This window comes from Pseudomonas sp. NPDC089996 (assembly GCF_044748405.1).
Classification (GTDB): domain Bacteria; phylum Pseudomonadota; class Gammaproteobacteria; order Pseudomonadales; family Pseudomonadaceae; genus Aquipseudomonas.
This window is the reverse complement of record NZ_JBIVGA010000014.1, coordinates 39,988-66,475: the sequence shown is the minus strand read 5'-3', so window position 1 is coordinate 66,475 and position 26,488 is coordinate 39,988. Positions and strand designations below refer to the sequence as shown.

The window sequence follows — 26,488 nt, the reverse complement described above, 5'->3', positions numbered from 1 at the left end:
CTTGCGTCAGTCATGCATCAGCCATGGCCGCAGTTCCTTGAGGTTGGATACCACGATCTGTTGCGCTTCCGGGCTGGTCGCCACGTTGCGCGGATCGATCTGATAACGCTGCAGTACATATTTCACCAGCGCCCTGCGGCTGGGCACCCGCAACTGACCCCGGACCATGCCGAAGTCAGTTTCGATGATCGCTTTCTGCGCCTCGTTCAAACGCCCGTCGGGCTCGAAGATCACCGCGATCTCGGCATTCCAGTCTTCGTCCTGCTCTCGAGTGTTGGGTGACTCACCCAGCAAGTCCGGCTGCCCGCGCAAACGGCTGAGCACGAAGTCGCGGTACTGAGCGTTTTTTTCACAGTACGCCCGCACATGCCAGCGCATGCCGGTGTAGACCAGCGTGTGCGGAGCTATGAGGCGCACTTCCACGTTCGGGGTGTTGAGTGACACGTACTCGGTTTCCAGGCGCAGGCCTTCACGGCACGCCTTGAGCAGGGGGCGCAGCACCTCAGGCCGGATAGGCCGATCCGGCACTTCCAGCACCTTGGTATGGGCGTAGGCCAGCGCCAGTCCGTCAATGTGCGGGGCGCGTTCACCGTTCTGATACAGCAGGTGCAGGTAGGCGCTGGCGCTGTCCTCGATGAACCTGGGCTTGAACTGTTTGCCGGGCACATAGCCCTTGAGCTGCTTGTCATAGGCCAGGTTCTTCGGCGCATGCTCGGTGATGTAGGTATTGATGTCCTTGGAGGCTTGCTGGCGGCTGATGCCGAAACTCTGCATCAGATGGCCGGTGGTCAGGCGGCCCTCCCACCAGGCGACGGTCTCGATCAGCTTGTAGCGTAGTGCCAGGTCCCAGCGTACCTGCTCGACGGTTTGCTTGCGTTTCATGACCTCTCCTGAGACGGGGATGCCCGGGCGACACCTCGAATCTTGGAGTATGTGTAAAGTTTAAGGTCATGTCCAATGGGGATTCTTGTCAATCTGGCTGAAATACCTGCCCTTGAAGGGTGTCAACCTGCATGACTACTTTACCTGTATAAGTCTACATTCTAGATCTGTCGTGAAACTCTACATATATTTCCCTCGTCTTCAGGGCACATTGGCTCACTCAAGGAAAAGGAAATGGGTATGTGGGAAGTGATTGCGACAGGTGCGGTTGTGGTGATCAGCGTCATTCTGCTGGTGCTGCTGTATCAGTGCTTGAGGTTGCACGAACTGTGGAAGTTGGGGCTTGCCTGCCAGAAGAACGCGCGCTGGGCGAAGATCTGGGAGGCCGAAAACCGCGAGTTACGCTCCGCCCTGCGAGCAGAGAAGGCACAGATCGATCAGTTGCAGAGGAAACTGGTGATCCTGCAGGAACTGATCCCGGTGCAAGGGTGAGGGCGGGGCATCAACGCGTGCTGCTTACTCGCTGGCGTTCTCCTGTGAATCCAGATCAGCCAACGCTGCCGCGTTGTTCTTGAACGCCGCGGCGAACACCGCCCGGTTCTTGGCCATGAAGATGCTTGCCTCTTCGGCCATGTTTTCATCCAGCCCAGGTACGTTTTTCATCAGTACCTGGGTAAGCACCTCGGCCAGTTCCAGCATCTGGTCATGGGCGTCTGCGAGTTTGCGGTCCAAGAACGTGGTCTCCAAATCGCGCGTGCTGCGGTAAAGAATCTCAACAGCCATACGAGGCCTCTCGGTCAGTGGTAGCGGGGAGCGTCGTGCGCTCTCTGCTTTGCGGTTCAGTTGCTATCCAGGCAGTCAGGCAGATTGCCGTCACTGAATACTGTATCGATATACAGTAATGGCAAGTCGGTCATTTCGCAACCGGAAATTGTAGCTGCGCTGAAATCGCATGCCGTGCGTGCCTTGCGGCAATCGGTCGCCTTCCAAGGCAGGGGCCTGGCCCTTTAACTGCATGGCACAAGCGTCACAGGCGTGACGCATCATCCTTCAGGTCGTATTGGGGAATCGCACATCGTGGACATCAAATGGGCAGAAAAACTGCGCAAGGGCCTGCACGGCTCGGCCGACTCGCTGGGCAACCTGTGTGTGGAGGCGTTCCACTACCTGGCGCTGTTCGGTATTGGCGCGATTACCGCGTATGCGGCGGTGGTGACCTTTCTGGACATGCTCGGCAAGGGTGGGGTCAGCGTCGATGACATCCTGCTGCTGTTCATCTACCTGGAGCTGGGCGCAATGGTCGGTATCTACTTCAAGACCAACCACATGCCGATCCGCTTTCTGCTGTATGTGGCGATCACCGCGCTGACGCGCCTGCTGATCGGCGATGTGTCGCACCACAAGGCGCCGGATGCCGGGTTGCTGTATGTGTGTGGCGGCATCCTGCTGCTGGCGTTCTCGATCCTGGTGGTGCGCTACGCCTCGTACCGCTACCCCTCGACCAAGGTGCTGGACGCCAGCGGCAAGGAAGTGGATGAGGGCAAGTAGCTCTCAGTTGGCCAGGCCGACGGCTGCCAGTTGGCGTGGCTCTTGGCGGCTGTCGCGGGTCAGGGCGGCGAGGACCTGCAACGGGTTCTGCCCCAGCTCGATGGCCAGGCCCAGGCGGATGCTGTCGATGACCCGTTGCAGGCGCACCGGGTCGTTGCGCTGGGCCTGGCTGATCAGGCGCTTGGCGACCACGCCGGCATCGTCGGAAAGGGTCAGCATGATGCTGCCGTCCAGCCGTTCGATGCTCAGGTTGACCCGGTACTCGGGGGCGAAGGCGGCGCTGATCTGGTCGAATGGGTTGTTCATGGTCGGGATCTGCAATGAATGACTGCAGAAGTTGACCGGGCAACCCCCAGGTTGGTTCAGCCCCATCGATCGGGGCAAACGAAAACGCCCGGCACAGGCCGGGCGTTGTTGTTCAAGCTGCCGATCAGGCGTCGGGGTCGCTCAGCTCCAGTACACCGCGCTTGCTGCGCAGCTTGCCGTAGAAGTGTTCCAGCGCATTGTTCAGCTTGCTGGCGGCACCGTCGACCGCCTGGTCCAGCGAAGTAGCCGTGTGGGTCACGGAAATCGGCTGATGGCCTTTCGGGCGAGCCTCCAACTGGCAGCGTTTGTCATGTGGGCCGGGCTTGGCGCCATTCTCGTCACGCAGGTGGACCTCGATGCGGGTGAGGTCGTCGTCAAAGCGTTCGAGGGTGGCTTCCAGCGTACTGCGGACCCACTCGTCGAGACGGATGTTGCCTTCGATATGGTTGCTGCTGTTGACCTGGATTTGCATGATTCCAATCCTTATTCAGCTTGCTCGCATGGAGGCGTGCCTAGGCCATTGAGGGCCTTGGTATTTCTGCGCCTCTTGACTCTAAGGTCAGGCAACGGCGGGGGGAATTCAACCCCTTGTTGAAAATAAATTTTCTGTTGCAAATTCAGGAGAGGACTGCGGGCCACCATGGGTTCGCCGTGAGCCTTGCAGCGCCTATGAGACCGAGCGCCGCCCGCGCGGCGCTCGATCTCACTGGCGACGAAAATGCCCGCTGGTACCTACCTCAGAACGCCACCGACGTCTGCACATACAACGTCCGCGGTTCACCCACATACTTGCCCTTGTTGTTGTCATCAAACGACCGCGTGTAGTACTCACGGTTGAACAGGTTCTTCACCCCCACCGCCACCATCAGATTCGACAGCTGTGGCCCGAAGTCATAGCCGGCGCGGGTACTGACCAGCATGTAGCCGGGGATGCGCCCGGTGCTGCCATCTGCGCTCTCGGCGCTGGTGTTGGCGTTGTCGGCGTACTGGCTGCTCTGCAAGCTTGCGTCCAGGTTCAGTTGCCATGCGCCGTCGGTGTAGCCCACTCCCAGGTTGCCTTTGTGCCGCGACGAGAACGGCACCTGATTGCCCTTGTTCGGTCCATCTTCACGGATAGTCGCGTCAACAAAGGCATAACTGGCATGCACATCGAAACCGGTCAGTGCCGGGTTCAGGCCATCGAGCGCATAGCGCACGCTGGTCTCGACGCCCTGGTGGCGGGTCTCGCCACGGGCAATCACCGAATCGTTGGTCTGGTTGCTTTCGTACTGGTTATCGAAGTTGATCAGGAACACCCCGACCTCAGCCTGCAAGTCGCCGCTGTCGTAGCGGGTACCGACCTCCCAGGTACGCGCCTTCTCCGGTTTCACTTCGCCGCTGCTGACGCGGTTGGGCATCTGACTGTACTGCACGCTGCCGAACGAGCCTTCGGTGTTGGCATACAGGTTCCACTGGTCGGTCAGGTGGTACATCACGTTCAGCGCTGGCAGGGCGGTGTTGTAGCTGCCCTGGTAGCGCTGGCCACTGATCTTGTTGCTCTGCTCGGAATCGATCATCTCGTAGCGGACGCCCGGGGTAATGGTCCAGCGGCCGATGTCGATGCGGTCGTCCAGGTAGATGGCATGGGCCTCGGTGCTGCCACGGGTGTCGCGGTCGTTGCGGCTGGCAGTGGTCGGCAGGCGGTCGGCGCTGGTCGGTTCGCGGTAGCGCAGTTCGTGCCCGGCCTCGTTGATGTAGCGGTAGCCGATGCCCAGTTCGTGCCAGCTGTCACCCAGGGCGACACCTTGCGAGAAGCGGCTCTCGATACCCCGTACCCAGTATTCGCGTGGCGACAATGAAACGAAGCTGCCCTGGTCCAGGTAGCCGCTGCGCAGGGTCTTGGTGAAGAAGCTGTTGACGCTGAACTGCCGGTCGTCCTGTTTGTAGTCGTAGCCAAGGTTGAACAGCGTGCGACGCCCCCAGAACTTGTCCTTCAGGCGCGTCGACTGATACGGGTCTTCATCGAAATCGGCCGTGCTCAGGCCGCCAGGCATCTGCGCTTCACCGTCGTAGTACTGAGCCATGGCATGCAGGCTGTTGGCGTCGTCCAGTTGCAGCTTGCCTTTGAGGATCAGGTCGTCGATTTGTGTATCGCTGTGCTCGCGCCAGTCGCTGCCGCGCACACCGGAATACAGCAGGGCGCCGCCCAGGCCGTTTTCATTGGTGCCGCCGACCAGCAGGTTGGCGCTGTTCTTCAAGCCATCCTGGCTCGAAGAAGGGCTGATCTGGTTTTGCATGGCGGCCTTGAAAGTCGCCTCTTCGGGGATGGCGCGGGTCACGAAGTTGACGATGCCGCCGACGTTCTGCGGGCCATAGCGCACGGCGCCGCCGCCGCGCACCACGTCCACCGCGTCCATGTTGCCCATGCTGATCGGCGCCAGCGACAGCTGCGGCTGGCCATACGGCGCGAACGGTACCGGGATGCCGTCCATCAGCACCGTCGAGCGCGACGCCAGGCGCGGGTTCAGGCCGCGAATACCGAAGTTCAGGGCCAGGTCGTGGCTGCCGGTGCCGTTGTTGTCCGGGGCGTTTACGCCGGGGATGCGGTTGAGCACTTCACGCGCGGTGCTGGCGCCGCTGCGTTCGAATTCCTCGCGGCGTATCACGTCACGTGCGCCGGGGTGCTCGAAGACATTGTCCTGCCGGGCCTCGCCCAGCCAGTCGCCAACCACGGTCGAGGCGCCGAGCTCCACGGCAGCGCCCGGGGCCGACGCGGCAACCGGTTGCAGGCTGAAGGCGTTGTCGGACTGCAGGCGAGCCTGCAGACCGCTGCCACGCAACAGCGCATCGAGGCCTTGAGCCGTCTCGTACTGGCCTTCCAGCCCTTGGCTGTCGAGGCCCTGGGTCAGTTGTGAAGGGAACGAGATCAACGCGCCGCTCTCGCGGCCGAACTGGTTCAGGGCCTCTTCCAGCGAGCCGGCGGCGATGTGGTAGGTACGTGCTTCGGCGGCAAACAGGGCTGGGCTGGTGAAGCCGAGGCTGGTGACCAGCAGCAGGGCGTGGGCGAGCGGATGAGGGCGCAGGGGCATCGACAGGGGTCCTGTGAGAAGGGGTTCTGCCTTCTCTGTCACGCGAGGGTGCGGAATTGGCTCAGGTGATTGAACAGTTTTTCAACCCAGGCGTGGTTCGAGGTTGACCCAGTAGCGGGTGAAGCGCCGCACCCGCACGGGCAGCGTCACTTCCAGCATGTGCAGGATCTGTTCGCTGTCATCCAGCGGGTACGAGCCGGAAACCAGCAGGTTGGCGACCGTCTCGCTACAGCCCAGCTGCCCCTGGCGGTAGCGGCCAAGCTCGGCGAGGAAGTCCACCAGGCGCATCTGCGACGCCACCAGCATGCCGTCGACCCAGGCGCCGCTGTTGCGATCCACGGGGGCGATGGCTTGCCAGCCCTGTGCGGTGAAGCGGGCGCGCTGCCCGGCGAGCAGCGCGTGGCCGGCAAAGCTGGCCTGGCCGCTGAACACCGAAACCAGGCTGAAGTCGTCGAACTGCCGCACGTTGAAGCGGCCGCTGTCCAGGCGCAGCGCGCCCTGGCCGGTGCGCAGCTGCAAGGGGCGTGTGTCACGGGCCACGTCCAGCGCCAGTTCGCCCTCGAGCAGGCGCACCAGGCGCTGCTGGCCGTCGAAGCGCACATCGGCGGCGCTGCGGGTATTGAGTTGCAGCAAGCTGCCATCGTCCAGCTGCATCCGCCGCCGTTGCCCAAGCGGGCTGCGGTAGTCGGCCATCAGGCCCGGCAACGGATTGTGCGAATGCAGGCCCAGGCCCGTGGCGCTGGCCACGCCGAACAGCAACAGCGCCTTGAGTGCGCGACGGCGGGCAGGGGACGGTGGCGCCTGCAGCGTGGCGTGCACCACAGGCGAGGCGACCCCGCGCAGGCGTTGGTTGACCTGCTGGATATGGGCCCAGGCACGTTGATGTTCGTCATTTGCCTGCAGCCAATGCTGCAGCGCCTGTTGCTGGCTTTGATCGAAATCGTCGCTCTGGGACTCGATCAGCCAGTGCACGGCCTGTTCGGCAATCTGGGGCGTAAACGACGTGTTCACAGGGCGAAGTAGCAGCGCAGGGCTGCCTTGTTCAGATAGCGTTTTACCGTAGCCAGCGAAATGCCCAGCTCGCGGGCAATTTCGGTCTGGCCCATGCCATCGACCTGAGCCAGCAGGAACACGCGCTTGACCAGCGGCGGCAGGCCATCGAGCAAGCGGTCGAGCTCCAGTAAGGTCTCGAAGATGATCGCTTTCTGCTCTTCACTCGGAGCTACGCTTTCTGGCGTCTGGGCAAGCGCTTCGAGGTAGGCGCGTTCGAGCTCCTGGCGACGGAAGTGGTTGCAGAGCACGCGCTTGGCCACGGTGGCGAGGAATGCCCGTGGTTCGACCAGTTGCGGGGTTTCGCGCGCCTGCAGCAGGCGTACATAGGTGTCCTGGGCCAGATCGGCGGCGCTTTGCGGGCAGCCCAGACGACGGCGCAGCCAGCTGGTCAGCCAGTGATGATGGGCATGATAGAGGCCTTCGACCGTGGAAGAGAGGGCGCTGGACACCGAGGATACTCCGGCGCCAGGTAGCGCAACTGGTAGTAAGAATTGTTCGCATTATAGGGCGACGGACAGGCTCCGGCAATCCTCTGGCATCCCGTCTTTCAAACTTTGCTTATGAGAATTGAAATCATTACTATTGCACCCCCATTCCCCCGGACACACGCCATGAAGCGCTCCGCCGCCGGACTTCCGCTCAGCTATCGCCTGGCCGTGGTTTCACGCAGCCTGGCCGCATTGCTGGGTGGCTATCTGCTGGCGTCGCTGGTCAGCGTCTGCGTTGCGTTGCTGCTGCCGTTGCCCCAGGTCGATGCCACGCTGACTGGCCTGATGCTCTCGTTCGTGTTCTACCTGCTGGCCTTCATCTGGTGCTTCGCCTGCCGCAGCGCCTGGCGTGCCTGGCTTGGCATGCTGCTGCCGAGCCTGGTGCTGGGGCTGCTCGGCGGGTTCGCCTACTGGATGAAAAACCCATGAAGGAAGGCTTCCGCCAGGCCATGGCCTGGCTGCACACCTGGACTGGCCTGATCTTTGGCTGGCTGCTGTTCGCCATCTTCCTTACCGGCACCTTGTCGTACTTCAAGGAGGAGGTCAGCCACTGGGCGCAGCCGGAAGTGCGCCGTCATGCCCTGGACGATGTGGCGAGCCTGGGGCTGGCCCAGCGCTATCTGGAGAGCAACGCCGCGCATTCGGGCAGCTGGATGATTCGCCTGCCCAGCGAGCGCGACGCTGCCTTGAACGTGGGCTGGCGCGACCCCGAGGGCGGGCGGCGGGGGTTTGTCAGAAAGGACCTGGACGCGCAGAGCGGGCAGCCGGTGGAGGCGCGTGACAGCCGTGGCGGCGAGTTCTTCTACCGCTTCCATTTCGAACTGCAGATGCCCTACCCATGGGGCCGCTGGCTGTCCACGTTGTGCGCCTTCATCATGCTGCTGGGGCTGGTCACCGGGATCATCACCCACAAGAAGATCTTCAAGGAGTTCTTCACCTTCCGCCCCGGCAAGGGCCAGCGCTCGTGGCTGGACGGCCACAACGCCATCGGCGTGCTGGTGCTGCCGTTCCACCTGATGATCAGCTACAGCAGCCTGGTGCTGTTCATGTACATGGTCATGCCGGCGGGCATCCTGGCCAGCTACGGCGGCAACACCAACGATTACTTCAATGACCTGTTCGGCCGCGACGAGGTGCCCAAGGTGGCTCATGTCGCCACGCCACTGGTGCCGCTGGCGAGCCTCTATGCCAAGGTCCAGGAGCAGGTGCCGGGCGCGCGCATGGGCTTCATCCAGGTCCAGAACGCTGGCGACCGCAACGCCCGTGTCACCTTCACCCAGTCGTCGGCGGACAACGTCGCCTACAAGCGCAGCGCCAACTGGACCTTCGACGGTGCCACCGGCGAACTGCTGAAACAGGGTGCTGCGGAAAGCGCGACGATGATGACCTCGTTCAGTTTCGCCGGCCTGCACATGGGCAACTACGCCGGGCCCTGGCTGCGCTGGTTGTACTTCGCCTTCGGGCTTGCCGGGACCGCGGTGATCGGTACCGGCCTGGTGATGTGGCTGGGCAAGCGCCAGCTCAAGCATGCCAAGAGCGAACGCCTGCCGGGCGAACTGCGCCTGGTCGAAGTGCTCAACATCGCCAGCATGAGTGGCCTGATCCTGGCCGTGGCCGGGTTCTTCTGGGCCAACCGGCTGCTGCCCGTTGCGCTGCAAGGCCGGGCCGACTGGGAGGTGAACGCGTTCTTCCTGGTCTGGCTGGCGTCATTGCTGCACGCCGTGCTGCGCCCGGGGCGCAAGGCCTGGGGCGAGCAGCTGGCGCTGGGCGCACTGGCCTTTGCCCTGTTGCCGCTGCTCAACGCCCTGAGCACCGGCCAAGGGTTGAACGTCTCGGTACCTGCGGGTGACTGGGCCATGGCCGGGTTCGACCTGACCGCCCTGGCGTGCGGACTGTTTCTGGCCTGGGCCGCAGGCAAGATGCTGCGCCCTCCCAAGCCCGCCGCAAAGCGTGCGCCGAAGGCGGCCAAGGCTTCGCCTGAAATGGTCGAGGTACAGTGATGCTGAGTATTGCCCTGATCGGTTTCGCCGGTTTCGCCGCATTGTGCCTGGCCATGGAAAAACACTTCAGCGAACTGCTCAAGCGCAAACCTGGCGCAACTGAAGTGGGCGTGCTGCGCATCGGCGGCTGGCTATTGCTGATGCTGTCGCTGGTACTCGCGGTGCACTGGCGTGGCTGGGCGCATGGCCTTGTGGAGTGGATCGCAATGCTGATGGCGGGGGCCATCTTGTGGGTGTTCGGTTTGCCCTACCAGCCGCGCCTGCTGCTGGGCCTGGCGGCTGTGAGCCTGGTGCTCGGCCCGCTGTTGGCCGCGTTTGCCGGGTGATGCCTTGAGCGAAAGCGACAGCGACAGTACCCGCGCGCGTTTCGTCGAGGTGTTCCTGGCCCAGCGTGCGCGTATGGAGGCGCTGGTCAGCCGCCGGGTAGGCTGCCGTGCCACTGCGTCCGACCTGGTGCAGGAGCTGTTTCTGCGCTTCTGGCGCCGCCCCGAGGTCAAGGTCGAAGCGCTGGACACCTACCTGTTGCGCTGTGCCGGTAACCTCGCCATCGATCACCTGCGCAGTGAGGGCAGCCGTGAGCGCGTTGCCGAGGCATCGCTGCCGGTGGATGAAACAAGCCTGGCCCAGGCGCCAGAGCAGGCCGTGGCAATCGACCACGACTTGCAGCGCATCGAAACCGCCCTGCGTGCCCTGCCGGAGCGTACGCGTCAGATCTTTCTGCTCAACCGTATCCACGGCTGCAAGTACGGCGAAATTGCCAAGGCCATGCAGCTTTCCCAGAGCGCCGTGGAAAAGCATATGATGCGCGCCCTCGAAGCGTGCAAGGCCAGTGTTGCCGAGCCCGCGCCCTTTACCCGCAGGCCTGGGAGCGCCCGCCGATGAACGATCCAGATCCGATCACCGCTGCCCAGTCGGAGGCGGCCCTGCAATGGCTGATGCGGATCAACGAACAGCCGGCAGTTGCCAGCAGCGCGCCGTTCAAGCGCTGGTTGCTGGCCGACCCCAGGCACCGCGAAGCCTACGCCGAGGCCCAGTTGCTGTGGCAACTCAGTGAAGCACCGGCAGCGCGCCTGGCCGAGGAAGAACATGCAGACTTGCAGCGTTACTTGCAGGCCATGGCCAAACCGTCAGACAAAGGCGCCTGGCGGCGTGCCGGCATGGCGCTGGCAGCGGCTTGCCTGGTGCTGGCGGTCGGTATGGCGGGCGGCTTTCGGCCAAGTGACTGGCTGCTGAACCTGCAGGCCGATTTCAGCAGCGGCGCTGCGCTGCGCCAGGTGACCCTGGCGGACCACTCGCAGGTGACCCTGGATGCCAGCAGCGCCATCGCCGTCGAGTTCCAGCATGGAGAACGCCGCGTGCGTCTGCTGCATGGCGCTGCCTACTTCCAGGTGACCCATACGGGCCAGCCATTCGTGGTGGAGGCGGCTGGCGGCGAAGTACGGGTGCTGGGTACGCAGTTTGAAGTGCGTGACCAGGGGCAGGGCGCGCAGGTGGTCGTGCGCAGCGGGCGCGTGGCGGTTGACCCGGTGCCGGGGCAGGCCGGTCAGGTACTGACGGCCAACCAGCAGCTGGCCTATGCCGACGGGCAGGCGGGCGAGCTGTCGAGTGTGGACAGCGACAGCCGCCTGGCCTGGCGCCAAGGCTGGCTGAACTACTACCAGGTGCCGCTGGCGCAAGTGGTGGCGGACCTGGGCCGCTACTACCCAGGGCGCATCGTCCTGCTCGATGGGGAATTGGCGCAACGCAAGGTCAGCGGCAGCTTCCCTGCAGATGAGCCGCTGCTGGCGCTGGATTCGTTGGGCAAAGTGCTCGGTTTCTCGCGGCAAACGCTGATGGGCCGGTTGACCGTGATCCGCTGAGAAAAAAATTTAAAAATGGATGAGGTAACGGGAGGTGGCATCCGTGTAATGAGTGGAAGTGCGATTCATTCGCAGTAATATCCCTCTCACAGGTCAGCGTCCATGAAGTTCACCCCGCGTTGCGTTCCCCTCTGGCTCGGCCTTTCAGCCTGCTCGGCCATCACCGCTGCCCCAGGCCTGATGGCCGCCGAGCAAATGCAGTTGCACGCGTTCGCCCAGCCCAGCCAGCCGCTGGCGCAAGCGCTGAATGCCTTCAGCCGTGCCACGGGGCAGAGTGTCGTCTACACCCTCGAATTACCGGGTGTGCAGGCGCCGGCCCTGAATGGCTCGTTCAGCGCGGAACAAGCCCTGCAGCAGTTGCTGGGCAACAGCGGGCTGACCTGGCGCCGCCTTGACGCACGCACCCTGACCCTCGAACCTGTGGATAACGCTGGCGCCCTTAGCCTGCAGGCCACCACGGTGACCTCGCAAATGGACAGCTACAGCTATCAACCGCCGGCCAGCGCTTCGATCATGCGCGGCCAGGGCCCGTCCCAGGATATCCCCCAGGCGATCAACGTGGTGCCGGCCCAGGTCATCCGCGATCAGGCCCCACGCAACCTGGACGATGCCCTGGCCAATGTCAGCGGCATCACCCAGGGCAACAACTTTGGTGGCACTTCCGACACTGTGATGAAGCGTGGCTTCGGTGACAACCGCGACGGCTCGATCATGCGCGACGGCATGCCGCTGGTGCAGGGCCGCAGCCTCAACGCCAGCACCGAGCGGGTCGAAGTGCTCAAGGGGCCTGCCTCGTTGCTGTATGGCATCCAGGACCCGGGCGGGGTGATCAACGTGGTCAGCAAGCGCCCGCAACTGCAGCAGTACAACGCCCTGAACGTGCGCGGCTCCACCTATGGCAGCGGCAAGAACGGCAGCGGCGCTGGCTTCGACAGCACCGGCGCGCTGGGCGACAGCCAGTTCGCCTACCGCCTGATCGTCGATCACGAAGACGAGGACTACTGGCGCAACTACGGCGTGCACCGCGAGTCGCTGGTGGCGCCGTCGCTGGCCTGGCTCGGCGAAGACACCCAGGTGGTGCTGGCCTACGAGCACCGCGAATTTCTCTACCCGTTCGACCGTGGCACGGCATTCGGCAGCAATGGCCACCCACTGGACATTCCGGCTACCCGCAGGCTGGACGAGCCGTTCAACGACATGGAAGGCCGTTCGGACCTGTACCGCCTGGAAGTCGACCACCAGCTGGCCGAGGACTGGAAACTGCACTTCGGCTACAGCTTCAACCGCGAGACCTACGATGCCAGCCAGGTGCGCGTCACCGGCGTGAACGAGGCCAAGGGCACCCTGACGCGCAGCATCGATGGCACGCACAACGCCATGAGTCGCGATCAGTTCGCCACCTTGAGCCTCAATGGCACTGTCGAGCTGGCCGGCATGCAGAACGACCTGCTGTTCGGCATCGACCACGAGGACCGCAAGATCTTTCGCGGCGACCTGATCCGCCAGACCGCGCAATCCTCCTTCAGTTACGTCAACCCGGTGTATGGCCAGGAAGTGGAGGGCACCACTGTGCGTGCTAGCGACAGCGACCAGACCGACAAGCTACGCACCGACGCCCTGTTCGTGCAGGACGCGCTGCACCTGGACGACCACTGGATCCTGGTGGCGGGGGCGCGCTACCAGCAATACGACCAGTACGCCGGCCGCGGCCGCCCGTTCAAGGCCAATACCGATACCAGCGGCCAGGCCTGGGTGCCCCATGCGGGCATCGTCTACAAGGTCGATGACCAGCTGTCGTTCTACGGTAGCTACAGCGAGTCGTTCAAGCCCAACTCCAGCATCGCCCCGCTGACCGGCGGCGTGGTGCTGGATGCGTCGGTGGCGCCGGAGGAGGGCAAGTCCTGGGAGCTGGGCGCCAAGCTGGACATGCCGGGCAGCCTCACCGGTACCCTGGCGCTGTTCGACATCACCAAGCGCAACGTGCTGGTCGCCAACTTCGACAGTGGCACCGGTGAGACGGTCTACAGCAACGCAGGGGAAGTCAGCTCGCGTGGCGTCGAACTCGACCTGACCGGGCAGCTCAGCGAACGCTGGAGCCTGATCGGCAGCTACGCCTATACCGATGCCAAGGTGACCAAGGATCCCGACCTGGAAGGCAACCGCCTGCAGAACGTGGCCAGGCATACCGGTTCGCTGTCGGCGGTGTATGACTTCGGTAGCCTGTTCGGCGGCGACCGCCTGCGTTTCGGCGCTGGGGCACGGTACGTGGGCGAGCGGCCGGGGAACTCGACCAATACCTTCGACCTGCCGAGCTATACCGTGGCTGACGCGTTCGCTACCTACGAGACCAGGCTGGACGAGCACAACGTGCGCTTGCAACTGAACGTGAAGAACCTGTTCGACAAGGTGTACTACAGCTCGGCGGTGAACCAGTATTTCGTCGCCATTGGCGATGCGCGGCAGGTGAGCCTGTCGAGCACTTTCGAGTTCTGAACCTTGTGCAGCCTGTGCCGGCCTCTTCGCGGCTAAAGCCACACAGAGACGGCGCATTACCTGTGGGAGCGGCTTTAGCCGCGAATGGCCATACGGTACTCGCCAGGGGTTGCACCGAATGCCTGGCGGAAGCGGTTGCTGAAATGGCTGGCGCTGGCGAACCCGCACAGCAGCGCCACCTGGCCCAACGGCAACTGTCCCAGGCGCAATAGCTGGCAAGCCCGGTGCAGCCGCCGCGCCAGCAGGTACTGATGCGGCGGCAGGCCGAAACTGGTGCGGAACATCCGCGCAAAATGGTATTCGGACAGGTTGCAGCGCAGAGCCAGTTCACCCAGCGTGATCGGCTGGTCGAGGTGCGCCTCGATGTACTCGACCAATTGCCGGCGCAGGCTCGGCGCCAACCCGCCTTTGAGACGCAACCCCTGGCGCAGGCCAACCTGGCTGAGCACGGCATGGTCGACGATCTCGTGGGCCAGGCTGCTGGCCTGAAGCCGCTCGGCGGGCTCATCCCAGTCGAGGCAGATCAACTGGCGAAAGCGCACGGATTGCTGCGGGTCGTCGAGGAAGGTGGCTTCCTGCAGCTGCAGTTCGCGGGGCTCGCGGTCAAGCAGGCGCACGCAGCCCAAGGCGAACTGCGCTTCGCTGATGTACAGGTGGGCCAGGCGGATCGCGCCGTTCACCACCCAGTTCGACTCGTGCCCCGCCGGCATGATGCACAGCTTGTCCGGCGCGCCTTTGTCAGCCGGGCGCTGGCGGCGGAAGGTGCCGGTGCCATCGGCGATGTAGCACGACAGCGTGTGATGGCTCGGCGCCTGGTAGTCACGGGCGTCGTCGCGGTTGCTCCACAACGCCGCCGCCAGCCCGTCGGCCAGGTGCGCGCTCAGTTCCAGCCGGGCGTTGGGCGAGGCGTGCATGGCGTTGAACACTTGCAACTGGGTGAGTGGAGTCATGGGCGGTTCCTCTGGGGGTCATCCTACTGCGGCTGGGTACCGGTGACATCACCCTGGGCAGGAAAAGCGCAAGTTTGTGCAAGCAGGTAAACGCCAATCGGCAGAACACTGATGATCCCTGTAGGAGCGGGCTTGCCCGCGAAAAGCCAGACGCCGATATCGAAAGGCCCAAGGAACCGTCGTCATGAACCTGTCCCTGTACCTGCTCACCGTCCTGATCTGGGGCACCACCTGGATCGCCCTGAAACTGCAACTGGGCGTGGTCGCCATCCCGGTGTCGATCGTCTACCGCTTTGCCCTGGCCGGCCTGGTCCTGTTCGCCATGCTCCTGCTCACTCGCCGCCTGCAGCCGATGAACCGGCGCGGCCACCTGATCTGCGTGGCCCAGGGCCTGTGCCTGTTCTGCGTCAACTTCATGTGCTTCCTCACCGCCAGCCAGTGGGTTGCCAGTGGCCTGATTGCTGTGGTGTTCTCGACCGCCACTTTGTGGAATGCCCTCAATGCGCGGATATTCTTCGGCCAGAAGATCGCCAGCAATGTCCTCGCTGGCGGTGCGCTTGGCTTGCTCGGCCTCGGCTTGCTGTTCTGGCCCGAGCTTGCGCACCACGCGGCCAGCCGCGAAACGCTCTATGGCCTGGGCCTGGCGCTGCTCGGTACGCTGTGTTTCTCGGCGGGCAACATGCTTTCGAGCATGCAGCAGAAGGCCGGGCTCAAGCCCATGACCACCAATGCCTGGGGCATGCTCTATGGCGCGGCGATGCTGGCGGTGTATTGCCTGGTCAACGGTATCCCGTTCGTTATGGAATGGAACAGCCGCTACATCGGCTCGCTGCTGTACCTGGTCATCCCCGGCTCGGTGATCGGCTTCACGGCCTACCTGACCCTGGTCGGACGCATGGGCCCGGAGCGTGCAGCCTACTGCACCGTGCTGTTCCCGCTGGTGGCGTTGAACGTATCGGCCTTCGCCGAAGGCTATCAATGGACGCCACCGGCGTTGCTGGGCCTTGTGGCGGTAATGGCGGGCAATGTGCTGGTGTTTCGCAAGCCTGCCATCAAGGCCTCTGCTGCATTGGCCCGCAGCTGAAACGCAACTGGCAGAAATGCCAGGTGCGTGTCCTGACGGGCTGGCTAGACTTGGCCGTGAGTCCTTGGCCGGGGAAGGCAGATGGCAGTCGTGTCTACATGGAACAGACCACTGACGCAGATTCAGCTCTGGCTGTTGTGTGTTGCAGCATTGGCCCTTCACATCCTGCCATTGCTGATGGCCGACCATCCGGTTCTCGATGATTATGCGCGCCAGCAACTGGCGCGCAACGACTGGGCGGACGTTGGCCGGCCCCTGATGGTGGTGGTGTTTGCCGCGCTCAGTTTTGCTTCAGGTGCCATCAACCTTTACCCCTTGCCATTGCTGCTGGCCGTGCTGGTCACTGCACTGGCGCTGACGCGTCTGGTACGCCAGTGGTTTACGCAACCGACGCTCAGTAGTGTGTTGGTGGTGCTGCCACTGTGGTTTCAGCCGTACTTCCTGCAAAACCTCTCGTATCAGTACGACAGCGCGACCATGGCGTTGTCACTGGCCGCCGTGATCTGGGCCGTTACCACAGATACTGGCTGCTGGCGCCATTGGCTGGGCGGTATGCTGCTGATCGCGGCGGCGGCGGCGCTCTACCAGCCCAGCGTCAACGTGTTCGTCGGGTTGTGCGCACTGGAGGTGATACGCCGGGCCATTGAAGACGGCAGGGCAGGTGAGCTCTATCGGCACGCGGCCATTCGCTTCGGCCAGTTGCTGGTGGCTGTGGCCCTGTACTACGTGAGTAGCGCCTGGATGGTGACCTCGGCCCGCTCCAGCATGCTGGCGCTTGACGGGCAGTGGCTGACAGAGATCCAGCTGCGCCTGCGGGCGACGTTCCAGGTGGTCGGCCTGCTGATCACGCCCGGCAATGCCTGGCTGTTCGTGGCGCTGCTGCCTTGTGCGCTGCTGGTGTTGTTGCGTGAACTGTCGAGGGTATGGCAGCCGCCGCTTGGCGCAGGTGAGCGGCTGGCAAGGATGGCCATCGTGCTGATCTCGGTGGCGGTGATTGTGCTTTGCGTGCCTGGCTTCATCCTGCTGCTGGAGCATTTCGAACAGACGGTGCGCGTACTGATGGGGCTGGGCGTGCTCTTGACGTTACTGCTCTACCTCAACCACAGGGCGCTGGCGCGGTGGCCGCGCCTGCGCGTGCTCGCCCTGGCCGTTCCGTTGTTGTTCATGCTGTCATTCTCGTTCGCCTATGGCCGGGTGATGGTGCTGCAGAAAGTGCTGCATCAGGCCAACGCTCAGGCGCTGGCGCAGGATCTGTCGCGGCCACCGCTCAATGGTGCCCGGCATTACTACGTGCTCGACTTCTGGCTCAAGCGCCCGTGGATTCCGGCCGCTGCAGGTACATTGCAGCGTATGCCGGCCATGGCAGTGATCCATGCCTACCACTACGTGGTGCTGCCGGAGATGCTGCCCCGTGTCGGCATCGACGACCTGCACACGTTCTACCAGGGCCCTCCACTGGACCGGCAGCAGGTGCTGGCCCTGAGCCCCACGCCACAGGTTTCCAGCCGGCTCTATGATATCCACCGGGTTGGCGACGACGTCTACGTGCTGGTCAAGGCCCCCGAGGGTTATGGCCAGTGACCTGGCGTCATTTCGCCCGCTATGGGCTGGTCGGGATTGGCAACACACTGGTGCACTGGCTGGTGTTCCTTGGCCTGCACCTGGCGCTGGGCCTGAAGCAGGCACCGAGCAACCTGCTGGCTTTCGCCGTGGCAGCCACCGTCTCCTATCAGGTCAACGCCCACTACACCTTCGCTGTCAGGCCGACCGGCGAGCGCTACCTGCTGTTCCTGCTGGGCATGGGCAGCCTCAGCCTGGCACTGGGTGGGCTTTCAGACTGGGCTGGTCTTTCGCCCTGGCTGACCCTGCTGACCTTCTCGGCAACCAGCCTGGTGGCGGGCTACTGCTTTTCGCACACCGTGGTGTTCAAACGGAGGGGATCATGAACATTACCCTGATAGTGCCGGTGTACAACGAGCAGGACACCTTGAAGCGCTTCCATGACGCGGTGCGCAACGAGCCGACGCTGAACGGCGTGACGGTGGAGATCCTGTTCGTCAACGACGGCAGCAGCGATGCCAGCGAAGACATCTGTGCCGAGCTGGCGGCGCGGGACGAGTGGGTCACGGTGGTCAACTTTTCGCGCAATTTCGGCAAGGAGTCGGCGCTGTTCGCCGGCCTCGAATATGCCGAAGGCGATGCCGTGGTGCCGATCGATGTCGACCTGCAAGACCCGATCGACGTGATTGCCCAGATGATCGCGCTCTGGCAGGAGGGCGCTGATGTGGTCCTGGCCAAGCGCCGCAGCCGTGATGCCGATACGCCGCTCAAGCGCTGGAGCGCTCGCCTGTACTACCGCCTGCACAATCGCATCGCTTCGACCCATATCGAAGAGAACGTAGGAGACTTTCGCCTGCTCGACCGCAAGGTGGTGGCCGCGATCCGCCAGCTGCCCGAGCAGCAGCTGTTCATGAAGGGCGTGCTGTCGTGGGTGGGCTTTCGCACCGCCATCGTCGAGTACGACCGGCCGGAGCGTGCTGCAGGCAACAGCAAGTTCAGTTTCTGGCGTTTGTGGAACCTGGCACTGGACGGCATCACCTCGTTCAGCACCGTGCCGCTGCGGCTGTGGAGCTACGTAGGCGCCGGGGTATCGCTGCTGGCTTTTGCCTTTGCGGTGTACATGCTGTTCGACAAGATGGTGCACGGCAACGATGTGCCGGGCTATCCATCGATCATGACGGCGATCCTGTTCCTGGGTGGCGTGCAGTTGATCGGCATCGGGATATTGGGGGAGTACATCGGGCGGATTTACCAGGAGACCAAGCATCGGCCGCGGTATGTGGTGCGCAAGGTGTTGGGGCGTCGGCGTCAGCCTAGGTAAGATCTGTTGTTAGTACTGGCCTCTTCGCGGGCACGCCCGCTCCCACAGGATCACCACAGGCTTGAGCCTGTGGGAGCGGGCGTGCCCGCGAAGAGGCCGGTACAGGCGCTAGAGAACCTTCAACCTTTCCACACCTGCGGGTTCACCAGATCCCGCGGCCGCTCGCCGAGCAACGCCGCCCGCAGGTTCTCCATCGCCCGGTTGGCCATGGCCTCGCGGGTCTCTGCAGTCGCCGAGCCGATATGCGGCAAAGTCAGCGCATTGGGCAGCTGGAACAGCGGCGACTCGCTCAGCGGCTCCTTCTCATACACATCCAGCCCTGCGCCGCGAAGGGTGCCGTTCTGCAACGCCTCGATCAGCGCCGCCTCGTCGACCACCGGGCCGCGGGCGATGTTGATCAGAAACGCGCTCGGTTTCATCAGCTTCAACTCGCGGGCGCCAATCAGCTTGCGCGTAGCATCGGACAGCGGTACCACCAGGCAGACGAAGTCGGCCTCTGCCAGCAGTTGCTCAAGGCTGCGGTACTGCGCACCCAGTTCCTGCTCCAGCGCCGTCTTGCGGCTGTTGCCGGCATACAGGATCGACATGTTGAAACCGAAGCGGCCACGGCGGGCGATGGCGGCGCCGATGTTGCCCAGGCCGACGATGCCCAAGGTCTTGCCATGCACATCGCTACCGAAGTGCGTCGGTGCCACCGTGGCCTGCCAGTTGCCAGCCTTGGTCCAGGCGTCCAGCTCGGCGGTGCGGCGGGCGCAACCCATGATCAGCGAGAAGCCCAGGTCGGCGGTGCTTTCGGTGAGCACGTCGGGGGTGTTGGTCAGGGCGATGCCGCGCTCGTTGAAATAGTCGACGTCGTAGTTGTCGTAGCCGACCGAGACGCTGGACACCACCTCGAGCTTGCCCGCGCCTTCGAGCTGCGCGCGGCCGAGCTTGCGGCCGGCGCCAATCAGGCCGTGGGCCTCGGGCAGGGCTTCGTTGAACTGGGCACTGATGTCGCCGAGCTTGGGGTTCGGCACGATCACGTTGAAGTCTTGCTGCAGGCGCTCGGCCATGGCCGGGGTGATGCGGCTGAAGGCCAGGACGGTCTTTTTCATCGGGCAACTTCTCAAGGCGGTGGCTGGGGTTGATTGGTTAGCAACCTACCATTGTCCACCGCCGCCGTGCAGCAGCTTTTTCAGTTGGCGATCAGCAATTCATGGGTTTTCAGGTCGGCTTCGTGGGCTGCCAGAATGTCCGGCAGCGAGTTGCGCAAGTATTCGACCCAGGTCTTGATCTTGGCATCCAGGTACTGGCGCGAAGGGTAGATGGCATACAGGTTAAGCTCCTGCAGCCGGTACTCCGGCATCACCCGGACCAGGCTGCCGTCGCGCAGGCCATCGATCACCGAGTAGATCGGCAGCACGCCCATGCCCATGCCGCTGCGGATCGCAGTTTTCATCGCGTCTGCCGAGTTGACCTGGAACGGCGAGCTGGTGATGTTCACCAGCTCTTGGCCTTCCGGGCCGTCGAACAGCCATTTCTCCAGCGGGATTACCGGGCTGACCATGCGCAGGCAGGCATGCTGGAGCAGGTCGACCGGCTTGTGCGCAAAGCCGTGCCTGGCCACGTACTCGGGCGAGGCGCAGACAATGCTGTAGGTGATGCCCAGCCGCTGCGAGACGAACCCGGAGTCCGGCAGCTCGGTGGCCAGCACGATGGACACGTCGTAACCCTCGTCGAGCAGGTCGGGTACGCGATTGGCCATGGTCAGGTCGAAGGTCACGTCCGGGTGCGACTCGCGGTAGCGGGCGATGGCATCGACCACGAAGTGCTGGCCGACCCCGGTCATCGAATGCACCTTCAGCTGGCCTGCAGGCCGGGCATGGGCGTCGCTGGCTTCGGCTTCGGCTTCTTCGACGTAGGTGAGGATCTGTTCACAGCGCATCAGGTAACGCTTGCCGGCCTCGGTCAGGGCGATGCGCCGGGTGGTGCGGTTGAGCAGCCGGGTTTGCAGATGGGCTTCCAGGTTGGAGACCGCCCGCGACACGTTCGCGGTGGTCGTATCCAGTTGCGCCGCGGCAGCGGTAAAACTGCCTAGCTGGGCTACGCAACTGAAAGCACGCATGTTTTGCAGGGTGTCCATGGGTCACTCTCAAGGTAGAGGACAAAATTGTGTCACGAAGTAATGCGGATGTGCGTTCGACCAAAGCCGGATTATCGCTTTTTCAGTAACAAAGATTCGCAGGAATATGCGCTTATCGCCAGTGCGGCGGCCCCCTAGAATTGCCCGGCCCCTCCACCTCTTCCTCGGGAAATCGCAGCTGTGCCGCGTCGCATCATCAGAACGCTTCAAGTGTTCAGTGCCTGTGCCCTTAGTCTCACCTTGAGCGGCTGTATCGGAACCTGGGGCATCGCCCCGCAGAGCAAGACCCTGCAAGCCAATACCCTGAGCACCGACGCGGCCATTGGCGAAGCGGCCAGCGACGCGCACTGGCCTGAGCAGCGCTGGTGGCATGCCTATGGGGACGCGCAGCTCGACCGCTGGATCGACCTGGCCGTGGCCGGCAGCCCGAGCCTGGCCATGGCGGCGGCGCGTGTGCGGGAAGCCAAGGCCATGGCCGGTGTGGTCGAGTCGGCGGAGAAGCTCCAGGTCAACGGTGACGCCGCGCTCAAGCGGCACAACTGGCCCGAGGATCAGTTCTACGGCCCTGGCGCGCTGTCAGGCGCCAACACCTGGGACAACAACGCCGCCATCGGCTTCAGCTACGCGCTTGACCTGTGGGGGCGCGAACGCAACGCTAGCGAGCAGGCCGTGGACCAGGCGCACATGAGCGTGGCCGAGGCCCGCCAGGCGCAGCTGGAACTGCAGAACAACGTGGTACGTGCCTATATTCAGCTCAGCCTGCATTTCGCCCGGCGCGACATCGTCAAGGCCGAGCTCGAACAGCAGGAGCAGATCCTGGCCCTGGCCAAGCGTCGCCTGGACGGTGGCATAGGCACCCATTTCGAGGTCAGCCAGGCCGAGGCACCGCTGCCCGAAACCCATCGCCAGCTCGACAGCCTCGATGAAGCAATCGCCCTGACCCGCAACCAGCTGGCAGCGTTGGCCGGCAAGGGCCCGGGGGAGGGCGCACAATTGCAGCGCCCGACCCTGAGCCTGGCAGCGCCACTGAAGCTGCCATCGAACCTGCCCGCCGAACTGGTCGGCCAGCGCCCCGACGTGGTTGCCAGCCGCTGGCAGGTGGCGGCCCAGGCCCGTGGCATCGATGTCGCCCACGCGGGCTTCTTCCCCAACGTCGATTTGGTCGGCAGCCTGGGTTTCATGGCCACTGGCGGTGGTCCGCTGGAATTCCTCACCGGGCGCAAGTTCAACTACAACGTCGGCCCGGCGATCAGCCTGCCGATCTTCGACGGCGGCCGCCTGCGCTCGCAGCTCGGCGTTGCCTCCGCGGGCTATGACGTGGCCGTGGCGCATTACAACCAGACCGTGGTCGGTGCGCTGAAGAACATCTCCGACCAGCTGATCCGCCGTGAGTCGATGAAGCAACAGTCGCACTTCGCCGCCGAGTCGGTGGCCGCTGCGCAAAAGACCTACGACATCGCCACGGTGGCCTTCCAGCGCGGCCTGACCGACTACCTCAACGTACTCAATGCGCAGACCCTGCTGTTCCGCCAGCAGCAGGTGCAGCAGCAGGTGCAGGCTGCACGCCTGATCGTCCATGCCGAACTGGTCACCGCCTTGGGTGGCGGCCTGCAGGCTGGCCAGGACGTGCCGAAGGAAGAACGCCAGGCAGCGCCGAAAACCCCGGGCACCCTGGCCATTTTCGACAAGAAGCCGGATAACGCCGAATGAGCACTTCCAGTTTGCCCGTGCGCTGGCTGCAGCATCTGGAATGGCGCCGGGGCTTCTTCGCCTGGGCGCGCACCGACGGCGTGACCTGGGTCTACATCTTCAAGGTGCTGGCGGCAGCGTTCATCACCCTGTGGCTGGCCATGCGCCTGGAACTGCCGCAACCGCGTACGGCGATGATCACCGTGTTCATCGTCATGCAGCCGCAGAGCGGCCACGTGTTCGCCAAGAGCTTCTACCGGGTGCTCGGCACCTTGGCCGGCTCGGCGATGATGGTCGCGCTGATTGCCATCTTCCCGCAGAACACCGAACTGTTTCTGCCCAGCCTGGCGGTGTGGGTCGGCCTGTGCTCGGCCGGTGCCATGCGCTACCGCACCTTCCGCGCCTATGGCTTCGTGCTCGCAGGCTACACCGCAGCGATGATCGGCCTGCCCGTGTTGCAACACCCGGACCAGGCATTCATGGCGGCGGTGTGGCGGGTGCTGGAAATCGCCTTGGGCATTCTGGTGTCGACCTTCGTCAGCGCCGCGATCCTGCCGCAGTCGGCCAGTGCCGCCATGCGCAACGCCTTGTACCAGCGTTTTGGCGTATTCGCCGGGGTGGTAGTGGAAGCGCTGCGCGGCGACAGCCAGCGCGACCGTTTCGAAACCAGCAACGTGCGCTTCGTCGCCGAAGCGGTAGGGCTGGAGAGCCTGCGCAACGTCACCGCTTTCGAAGACCCGCACATGCGTCGCCGCTCGGGTCGCCTGGTGCGCATGAACAGCGAGTTCATGGCCATCACCACGCGCTTCAACGCCTTGCACCGCCTGCTGGAGCGCCTGCGCGCCCGTGGCCCGCTGCAGATCGTCGGCGCCATCGAGCCGGGCCTGAACACTTTGGTGGAACTGCTGCAGCCCTATGTCGGCCGGGCGCTGACCGACGCCGATGCGCTGCGCCTGACCCTGGAGCTGGCGGCCTACAAAGAAGGCCTGCAGGCACAGGTGCGTGGCTTGCGTGGCGACTATGTGGCAACCCAGCCGAGCGAGTCCGACCTGCTCGATTTCCACACCGCGTTCGAGCTGCTCTACCGCTTCGTCGACGAGATGTACAGCTACGCCGAAACCCACGCCTCGCTGGCCGCGCACAAGCACGAGCGCGAGCAGTGGGACGAACCCTACGTGGCGCAGACCAGCTGGCTGGTGTCGTTGGCCGCCGGTGTGCGCGCTTCGGCGGTGCTGTTGCTGCTGGGCAGCTACTGGCTGATGAGCGACTGGCCCAGCGGCGCCATGATGACCCTGATCGCCACGGTCACCGTGGGCCTCTCGGCCGCTTCGCCGAACCCCAAGCGCATGTCGTTCCAGATGGCCTGCGGCACGGCGATCGGTGCCTTCGTCGGCTTCTTCGAAACTTTCTTCGTGTTCCCCTGGATCGACGGTTTCCCGTTGCTGTGCATGGTCCTGGCGCCGGTGTTCGTGCTCGGTGCCTTCCTGTCGTCGCGGCCGGCCTACGCCGGTTACGGCATCGGCCTGCTGGTGTTCTTTGCCATCGGCTCGGTGCCGAACAACCTGACCGTCTACGACCCGTACAGCTTCATCAACGATTACATCGGCATGGTCATCGGCATGTTCGTCTGCGCGGCGGCGGGTGCGATCATCCTGCCGCCGAACAGCCGCTGGCTGTGGAGCCGCCTGGAACAGGAACTGCGCGAGCAGGTGCTGTTCGCCATCAGCGGGCGCCTGCGCGGCATCGGCTCGGCCTTCGAGAGCCGTACCCGCGACCTGTTGCACCAAGCCTATGGCCTGGCCGCCGGCAAGCCGCAGGTGCAGAGCCAGCTGATGGGCTGGATGTTCACCGTGCTGGAGATCGGCCACGCGATCATCGAGCTGCGCAAGGAACAGGCCCGCGCGCCGATCCACCCGGCCTACGCAGAATCGCAGCCGTGGCGCCAGGCCATTCGTGTCATGGGCCGTGCCCTGGCCCGGCTGCTCCTGCAGCCCAATGCCAGCAACCACGAGCGCGCCCTGGTGGCGGTGGACCATGCCATCGCTCGGGTACAGGCCACCGACGAACCCTTTGCCCGGCACTTCGACACCTCGGTGCTGCGCCGCGCGCAGAGCTACCTGCACTTCATTCGTTCATCCCTGCTGGACCCACAGTCGCCGCTGGCACCGGTGAAAGGAATGCATCATGCCCCGTGAAATCGCCTTCCATGGCGTGTACATGCCCACCATGACCCTGATGTTCCTGTTCGCCCTGGGCCTGGCCTGGGGCCTGGACCGGTTCATCGCCAGCCATGATGGCTACCGCTTCTTCTGGCACCCGGCGCTGTTGCGCCTGAGCCTGTTCGTCTGCCTGTTCGGCGCCCTGGCGCTGTCGCTCTACTGGTGAGAAACCTTCGATGAAAAAGTTCTTCAGCCTGATCGCCACCTTGCTGGTGCTGACCGCAGCCGTGGTGATTGGTCGCCAGTTGTGGCTGCACTACATGACCACGCCGTGGACCCGCGACGGCCGCGTGCGCGCCGACATCATCAACGTCGCCGCCGATGTGCCCGGCTATGTGGTGGACGTCCCGGTGAAGGACAACCAGCGGGTGAAGAAGGGCGACCTGCTGATCCAGATCGACCCCGCGCACTACCAGTTGGCGGTCGACCAGGCCAAGGCCATGGTCGCTTCGCGCAAGGCCACCTGGGAAATGCGCAAGGTCAATGCCAAGCGCCGCGCCGACATGGACAACCTGGTGATCTCCAGGGAAAACCGCGACGACGCCAGCAATATCGCCAACGCCGCCCTGGCCGATTACCAGCAGGCCCAGGCTGAACTGGCGGCGGCCGAGCTGAACCTCAAGCGCACCCACATCGTCGCCACGGTGGACGGTTACGTGACCAACCTGAATATTCACAAGGGTGACTATGCCCGCACCGGCGAGGCGGTGATGGCGGTGGTCGACGAGCAGTCGTTCTGGGTGTACGGCTTCTTCGAGGAAACCAAGCTGCCCCATGTGAAGGTCGGCGACCCGGCCGAGCTGCAGATGATGAGCGGTGAGCGTATCAAGGGGCATGTGGAGAGCATCGCCCGCGGTATCTACGACCGCGACAACCCACAGAGCCGTGAATTGATCGCCGATGTGAACCCGACCTTCAATTGGGTGCGCCTGGCGCAGCGGGTGCCGGTGCGGATTCACATCGATGAGGTGCCCGACGGATTTCTGCTGGCGGCGGGGACGACCTGTACGGTGGTGGTGAAGCCGGGCGAGGAATAAAGCTGATCACATGGAATGCCGTGTAGACGTTGTTCGTTACAGAGGGCTCGGAGGGATTTAGGAAAAAGCCTACTTGAATCAAGGAAAAGTCGATGGGGGCAGCTATTGGCGTTGTATTTCCAGGGGAGCAGTCTGGGACGCCATCAAAGCAATCCGTCGCCTGTTCGAGGAAGCCTCCCCCATGCCGATTAACCTTTGGCCCTGATCGATACGCCCCAGGGTTACAGTACTTGGCTAGCTGATCTGAAAGTCCGTATTCAAAAAGCCCAGCAAAAGGCCAGCCTTGCCGTGAATCGGGAGCTGGTAAGCCTTTATTGGCGTCTTGGGCGAGATATTATCGACCGCCAAGCAGCTCAAGGTTGGGGAGCCAAGGTCATAGGGCGACTGGCTCATGACCTGAAAACTGCCTTTCCCGCGATGAAGGGTTTTTCGCGAGCCAATCTGATGTACATGCGAGCGTTTGCTGAAGCTTGGCCAGATGAGGCAATTGTCCAACAGGCTGTTGGACAATTGCCTTGGGGCCATAATCTGGTCACTGCTGTCGTAGGCGCGTTTGCTTGATTCGTCATTGACCCACGCCAGCACGATGATCCGACTGGCGCTGTGGAAGCGGAAGAACAACCGGTATTGCTGGAAGAACTTCGCCCTGAACCAGTACTTGTGGTCACCACCAAGCGTTGAGCCCTGCCGATACTCCACCCTGGTCGGGTCCTGGGGGATCACATCAAATGCCAAGCGCCTATAGCCTGGCGAAGAACAGCGGGTGGGCAAATACCGTCCATCCATGAATTACAAGTGGCTTCCTGTTC

26 protein-coding genes and 2 pseudogenes are annotated in these 26,488 nt (G+C 63.6%); 17 read left to right on the top strand and 11 right to left on the bottom strand.

What is annotated here, in order from left to right:
* Positions 1-6: 6 nt before the first annotated feature.
* Positions 7-882 (bottom strand): WYL domain-containing protein, encoded by an 876-nt coding sequence (locus ACIPW4_RS22025; protein WP_400661449.1) that lies wholly within the window; start codon positions 880-882, stop codon positions 7-9.
* A 234-nt stretch (positions 883-1,116) separates the two neighbouring features.
* Here ACIPW4_RS22025 and ACIPW4_RS22020 point away from each other — a divergent pair, with 234 nt between their 5' ends.
* A complete protein-coding gene (locus ACIPW4_RS22020; RefSeq protein ID WP_400661448.1) occupies positions 1,117-1,374 on the top strand; it encodes a hypothetical protein in 258 nt (85 codons plus the stop codon).
* Positions 1,375-1,398: 24 nt separating this feature from the next.
* Here the strand turns inward: ACIPW4_RS22020 and ACIPW4_RS22015 are convergent, their stop codons facing one another.
* A complete protein-coding gene (locus ACIPW4_RS22015; RefSeq protein ID WP_400661447.1) occupies positions 1,399-1,665 on the bottom strand; it encodes a YebG family protein in 267 nt (88 codons plus the stop codon).
* Positions 1,666-1,959: 294 nt separating this feature from the next.
* Here ACIPW4_RS22015 and ACIPW4_RS22010 point away from each other — a divergent pair, with 294 nt between their 5' ends.
* Positions 1,960-2,430 carry a phosphate-starvation-inducible protein PsiE gene (locus ACIPW4_RS22010; protein ID WP_400661446.1) on the top strand — a complete coding sequence of 157 codons (471 nt, stop codon included), beginning with the start codon at positions 1,960-1,962 and terminating at the stop codon, positions 2,428-2,430.
* 3 nt (positions 2,431-2,433) lie between these two features.
* On the opposite strand, the gene ACIPW4_RS22005 is transcribed toward ACIPW4_RS22010, so the two are convergent.
* The 5 genes from ACIPW4_RS22005 to ACIPW4_RS21985 all read right to left on the bottom strand — a co-directional run bounded on the left by ACIPW4_RS22005 (position 2,434) and on the right by ACIPW4_RS21985 (position 7,306).
* Positions 2,434-2,736 carry a DUF3509 domain-containing protein gene (locus tag ACIPW4_RS22005; RefSeq protein WP_400661444.1) on the bottom strand — a complete coding sequence of 101 codons (303 nt, stop codon included), beginning with the start codon at positions 2,734-2,736 and terminating at the stop codon, positions 2,434-2,436.
* A 124-nt stretch (positions 2,737-2,860) separates the two neighbouring features.
* Positions 2,861-3,208: an HPF/RaiA family ribosome-associated protein gene (locus ACIPW4_RS22000; RefSeq protein ID WP_400661442.1), complete on the bottom strand. Its 348-nt coding sequence runs from the start codon at positions 3,206-3,208 to the stop codon at positions 2,861-2,863.
* 265 nt (positions 3,209-3,473) lie between these two features.
* A complete protein-coding gene (gene fecA, locus ACIPW4_RS21995) occupies positions 3,474-5,804 on the bottom strand; it encodes a TonB-dependent Fe(3+) dicitrate receptor FecA (protein ID WP_400661440.1) in 2,331 nt (776 codons plus the stop codon).
* Positions 5,805-5,885: 81 nt separating this feature from the next.
* Complete coding sequence (locus ACIPW4_RS21990) at positions 5,886-6,815, bottom strand: FecR domain-containing protein (RefSeq protein ID WP_400661439.1); 930 nt, start codon at positions 6,813-6,815, stop codon at positions 5,886-5,888.
* Positions 6,812-7,306 (bottom strand): sigma-70 family RNA polymerase sigma factor, encoded by a 495-nt coding sequence (locus ACIPW4_RS21985; RefSeq protein WP_400661437.1) that lies wholly within the window; start codon positions 7,304-7,306, stop codon positions 6,812-6,814. The genes ACIPW4_RS21990 and ACIPW4_RS21985 overlap by 4 nt, the downstream gene beginning before the upstream one ends.
* 162 nt (positions 7,307-7,468) lie before the next feature.
* On the opposite strand from ACIPW4_RS21985, the gene ACIPW4_RS21980 reads away from it, so the two are divergent.
* From ACIPW4_RS21980 to ACIPW4_RS21955, 6 genes are all read left to right on the top strand, one after another.
* Positions 7,469-7,774 (top strand): DUF3649 domain-containing protein, encoded by a 306-nt coding sequence (locus ACIPW4_RS21980; protein WP_400661436.1) that lies wholly within the window; start codon positions 7,469-7,471, stop codon positions 7,772-7,774.
* The gene (locus ACIPW4_RS21975; RefSeq protein WP_400661435.1) at positions 7,771-9,345 is read left to right on the top strand and encodes a PepSY-associated TM helix domain-containing protein; all 1,575 of its coding nucleotides are present in this window, start codon (positions 7,771-7,773) and stop codon (positions 9,343-9,345) included. Before ACIPW4_RS21980 ends, ACIPW4_RS21975 begins: the two co-directional genes overlap by 4 nt.
* Positions 9,345-9,671 (top strand): DUF3325 domain-containing protein, encoded by a 327-nt coding sequence (locus ACIPW4_RS21970; protein WP_400661433.1) that lies wholly within the window; start codon positions 9,345-9,347, stop codon positions 9,669-9,671. Before ACIPW4_RS21975 ends, ACIPW4_RS21970 begins: the two co-directional genes overlap by 1 nt.
* Before the next feature lie 4 nt (positions 9,672-9,675).
* Entirely contained in the window at positions 9,676-10,227 is a 552-nt protein-coding gene (locus tag ACIPW4_RS21965) for an RNA polymerase sigma factor (protein ID WP_400661431.1), read from the top strand.
* Positions 10,224-11,204, top strand: coding sequence for a FecR family protein (locus ACIPW4_RS21960; RefSeq protein WP_400661430.1), 981 nt, complete (start codon positions 10,224-10,226; stop codon positions 11,202-11,204). Before ACIPW4_RS21965 ends, ACIPW4_RS21960 begins: the two co-directional genes overlap by 4 nt.
* 102 nt (positions 11,205-11,306) lie before the next feature.
* Positions 11,307-13,697: a TonB-dependent siderophore receptor gene (locus tag ACIPW4_RS21955; RefSeq protein ID WP_400661428.1), complete on the top strand. Its 2,391-nt coding sequence runs from the start codon at positions 11,307-11,309 to the stop codon at positions 13,695-13,697.
* A gap of 74 nt (positions 13,698-13,771) precedes the next feature.
* Here ACIPW4_RS21955 and ACIPW4_RS21950 read toward each other — a convergent pair whose 3' ends face one another.
* Positions 13,772-14,647, bottom strand: coding sequence for a helix-turn-helix domain-containing protein (locus ACIPW4_RS21950; RefSeq protein WP_400661427.1), 876 nt, complete (start codon positions 14,645-14,647; stop codon positions 13,772-13,774).
* 184 nt (positions 14,648-14,831) lie between these two features.
* Here ACIPW4_RS21950 and ACIPW4_RS21945 point away from each other — a divergent pair, with 184 nt between their 5' ends.
* From ACIPW4_RS21945 to ACIPW4_RS21930, 4 genes are all read left to right on the top strand, one after another.
* A complete protein-coding gene (locus ACIPW4_RS21945) occupies positions 14,832-15,731 on the top strand; it encodes a DMT family transporter (RefSeq protein ID WP_400661425.1) in 900 nt (299 codons plus the stop codon).
* 150 nt (positions 15,732-15,881) lie between these two features.
* A complete protein-coding gene (locus ACIPW4_RS21940; RefSeq protein ID WP_400661423.1) occupies positions 15,882-17,312 on the top strand; it encodes a glucosyltransferase domain-containing protein in 1,431 nt (476 codons plus the stop codon).
* Positions 17,309-17,677 (top strand): GtrA family protein, encoded by a 369-nt coding sequence (locus ACIPW4_RS21935; RefSeq protein WP_400661422.1) that lies wholly within the window; start codon positions 17,309-17,311, stop codon positions 17,675-17,677. The genes ACIPW4_RS21940 and ACIPW4_RS21935 overlap by 4 nt, the downstream gene beginning before the upstream one ends.
* Positions 17,674-18,612: a glycosyltransferase family 2 protein gene (locus ACIPW4_RS21930; RefSeq protein ID WP_400661420.1), complete on the top strand. Its 939-nt coding sequence runs from the start codon at positions 17,674-17,676 to the stop codon at positions 18,610-18,612. Before ACIPW4_RS21935 ends, ACIPW4_RS21930 begins: the two co-directional genes overlap by 4 nt.
* A 119-nt stretch (positions 18,613-18,731) precedes the next feature.
* On the opposite strand, the gene ACIPW4_RS21925 is transcribed toward ACIPW4_RS21930, so the two are convergent.
* Together ACIPW4_RS21925 and ACIPW4_RS21920 are read right to left on the bottom strand one after the other, a co-directional pair.
* The gene (locus tag ACIPW4_RS21925; protein WP_400661419.1) at positions 18,732-19,706 is read right to left on the bottom strand and encodes a 2-hydroxyacid dehydrogenase; all 975 of its coding nucleotides are present in this window, start codon (positions 19,704-19,706) and stop codon (positions 18,732-18,734) included.
* 80 nt (positions 19,707-19,786) lie between these two features.
* A complete protein-coding gene (locus tag ACIPW4_RS21920; protein WP_400661417.1) occupies positions 19,787-20,734 on the bottom strand; it encodes a LysR family transcriptional regulator in 948 nt (315 codons plus the stop codon).
* 180 nt (positions 20,735-20,914) lie between these two features.
* Between ACIPW4_RS21920 and ACIPW4_RS21915 the strand changes: the two genes are divergently transcribed.
* From ACIPW4_RS21915 to ACIPW4_RS21895, 5 genes and pseudogenes are all read left to right on the top strand, one after another.
* Complete coding sequence (locus ACIPW4_RS21915; protein WP_400661416.1) at positions 20,915-22,444, top strand: efflux transporter outer membrane subunit; 1,530 nt, start codon at positions 20,915-20,917, stop codon at positions 22,442-22,444.
* Positions 22,441-24,618 (top strand): FUSC family protein, encoded by a 2,178-nt coding sequence (locus ACIPW4_RS21910; RefSeq protein ID WP_400661414.1) that lies wholly within the window; start codon positions 22,441-22,443, stop codon positions 24,616-24,618. Before ACIPW4_RS21915 ends, ACIPW4_RS21910 begins: the two co-directional genes overlap by 4 nt.
* On the top strand, positions 24,608-24,808 hold the full coding sequence (locus ACIPW4_RS21905; protein WP_008097766.1) for a DUF1656 domain-containing protein: 201 nt from the start codon (positions 24,608-24,610) through the stop codon (positions 24,806-24,808). Before ACIPW4_RS21910 ends, ACIPW4_RS21905 begins: the two co-directional genes overlap by 11 nt.
* A gap of 10 nt (positions 24,809-24,818) precedes the next feature.
* Entirely contained in the window at positions 24,819-25,679 is an 861-nt protein-coding gene (locus ACIPW4_RS21900) for an efflux RND transporter periplasmic adaptor subunit (protein ID WP_400661412.1), read from the top strand.
* A gap of 195 nt (positions 25,680-25,874) precedes the next feature.
* Positions 25,875-26,213 (top strand): annotated as a pseudogene (locus ACIPW4_RS21895) (DUF1016 N-terminal domain-containing protein); the annotation flags it as partial.
* A gap of 57 nt (positions 26,214-26,270) precedes the next feature.
* Here the strand turns inward: ACIPW4_RS21895 and ACIPW4_RS21890 are convergent.
* Positions 26,271-26,465 (bottom strand): annotated as a pseudogene (locus tag ACIPW4_RS21890) (type II toxin-antitoxin system YhaV family toxin); the annotation flags it as partial.
* Between the last annotated feature and the right edge of the window lie 23 nt (positions 26,466-26,488).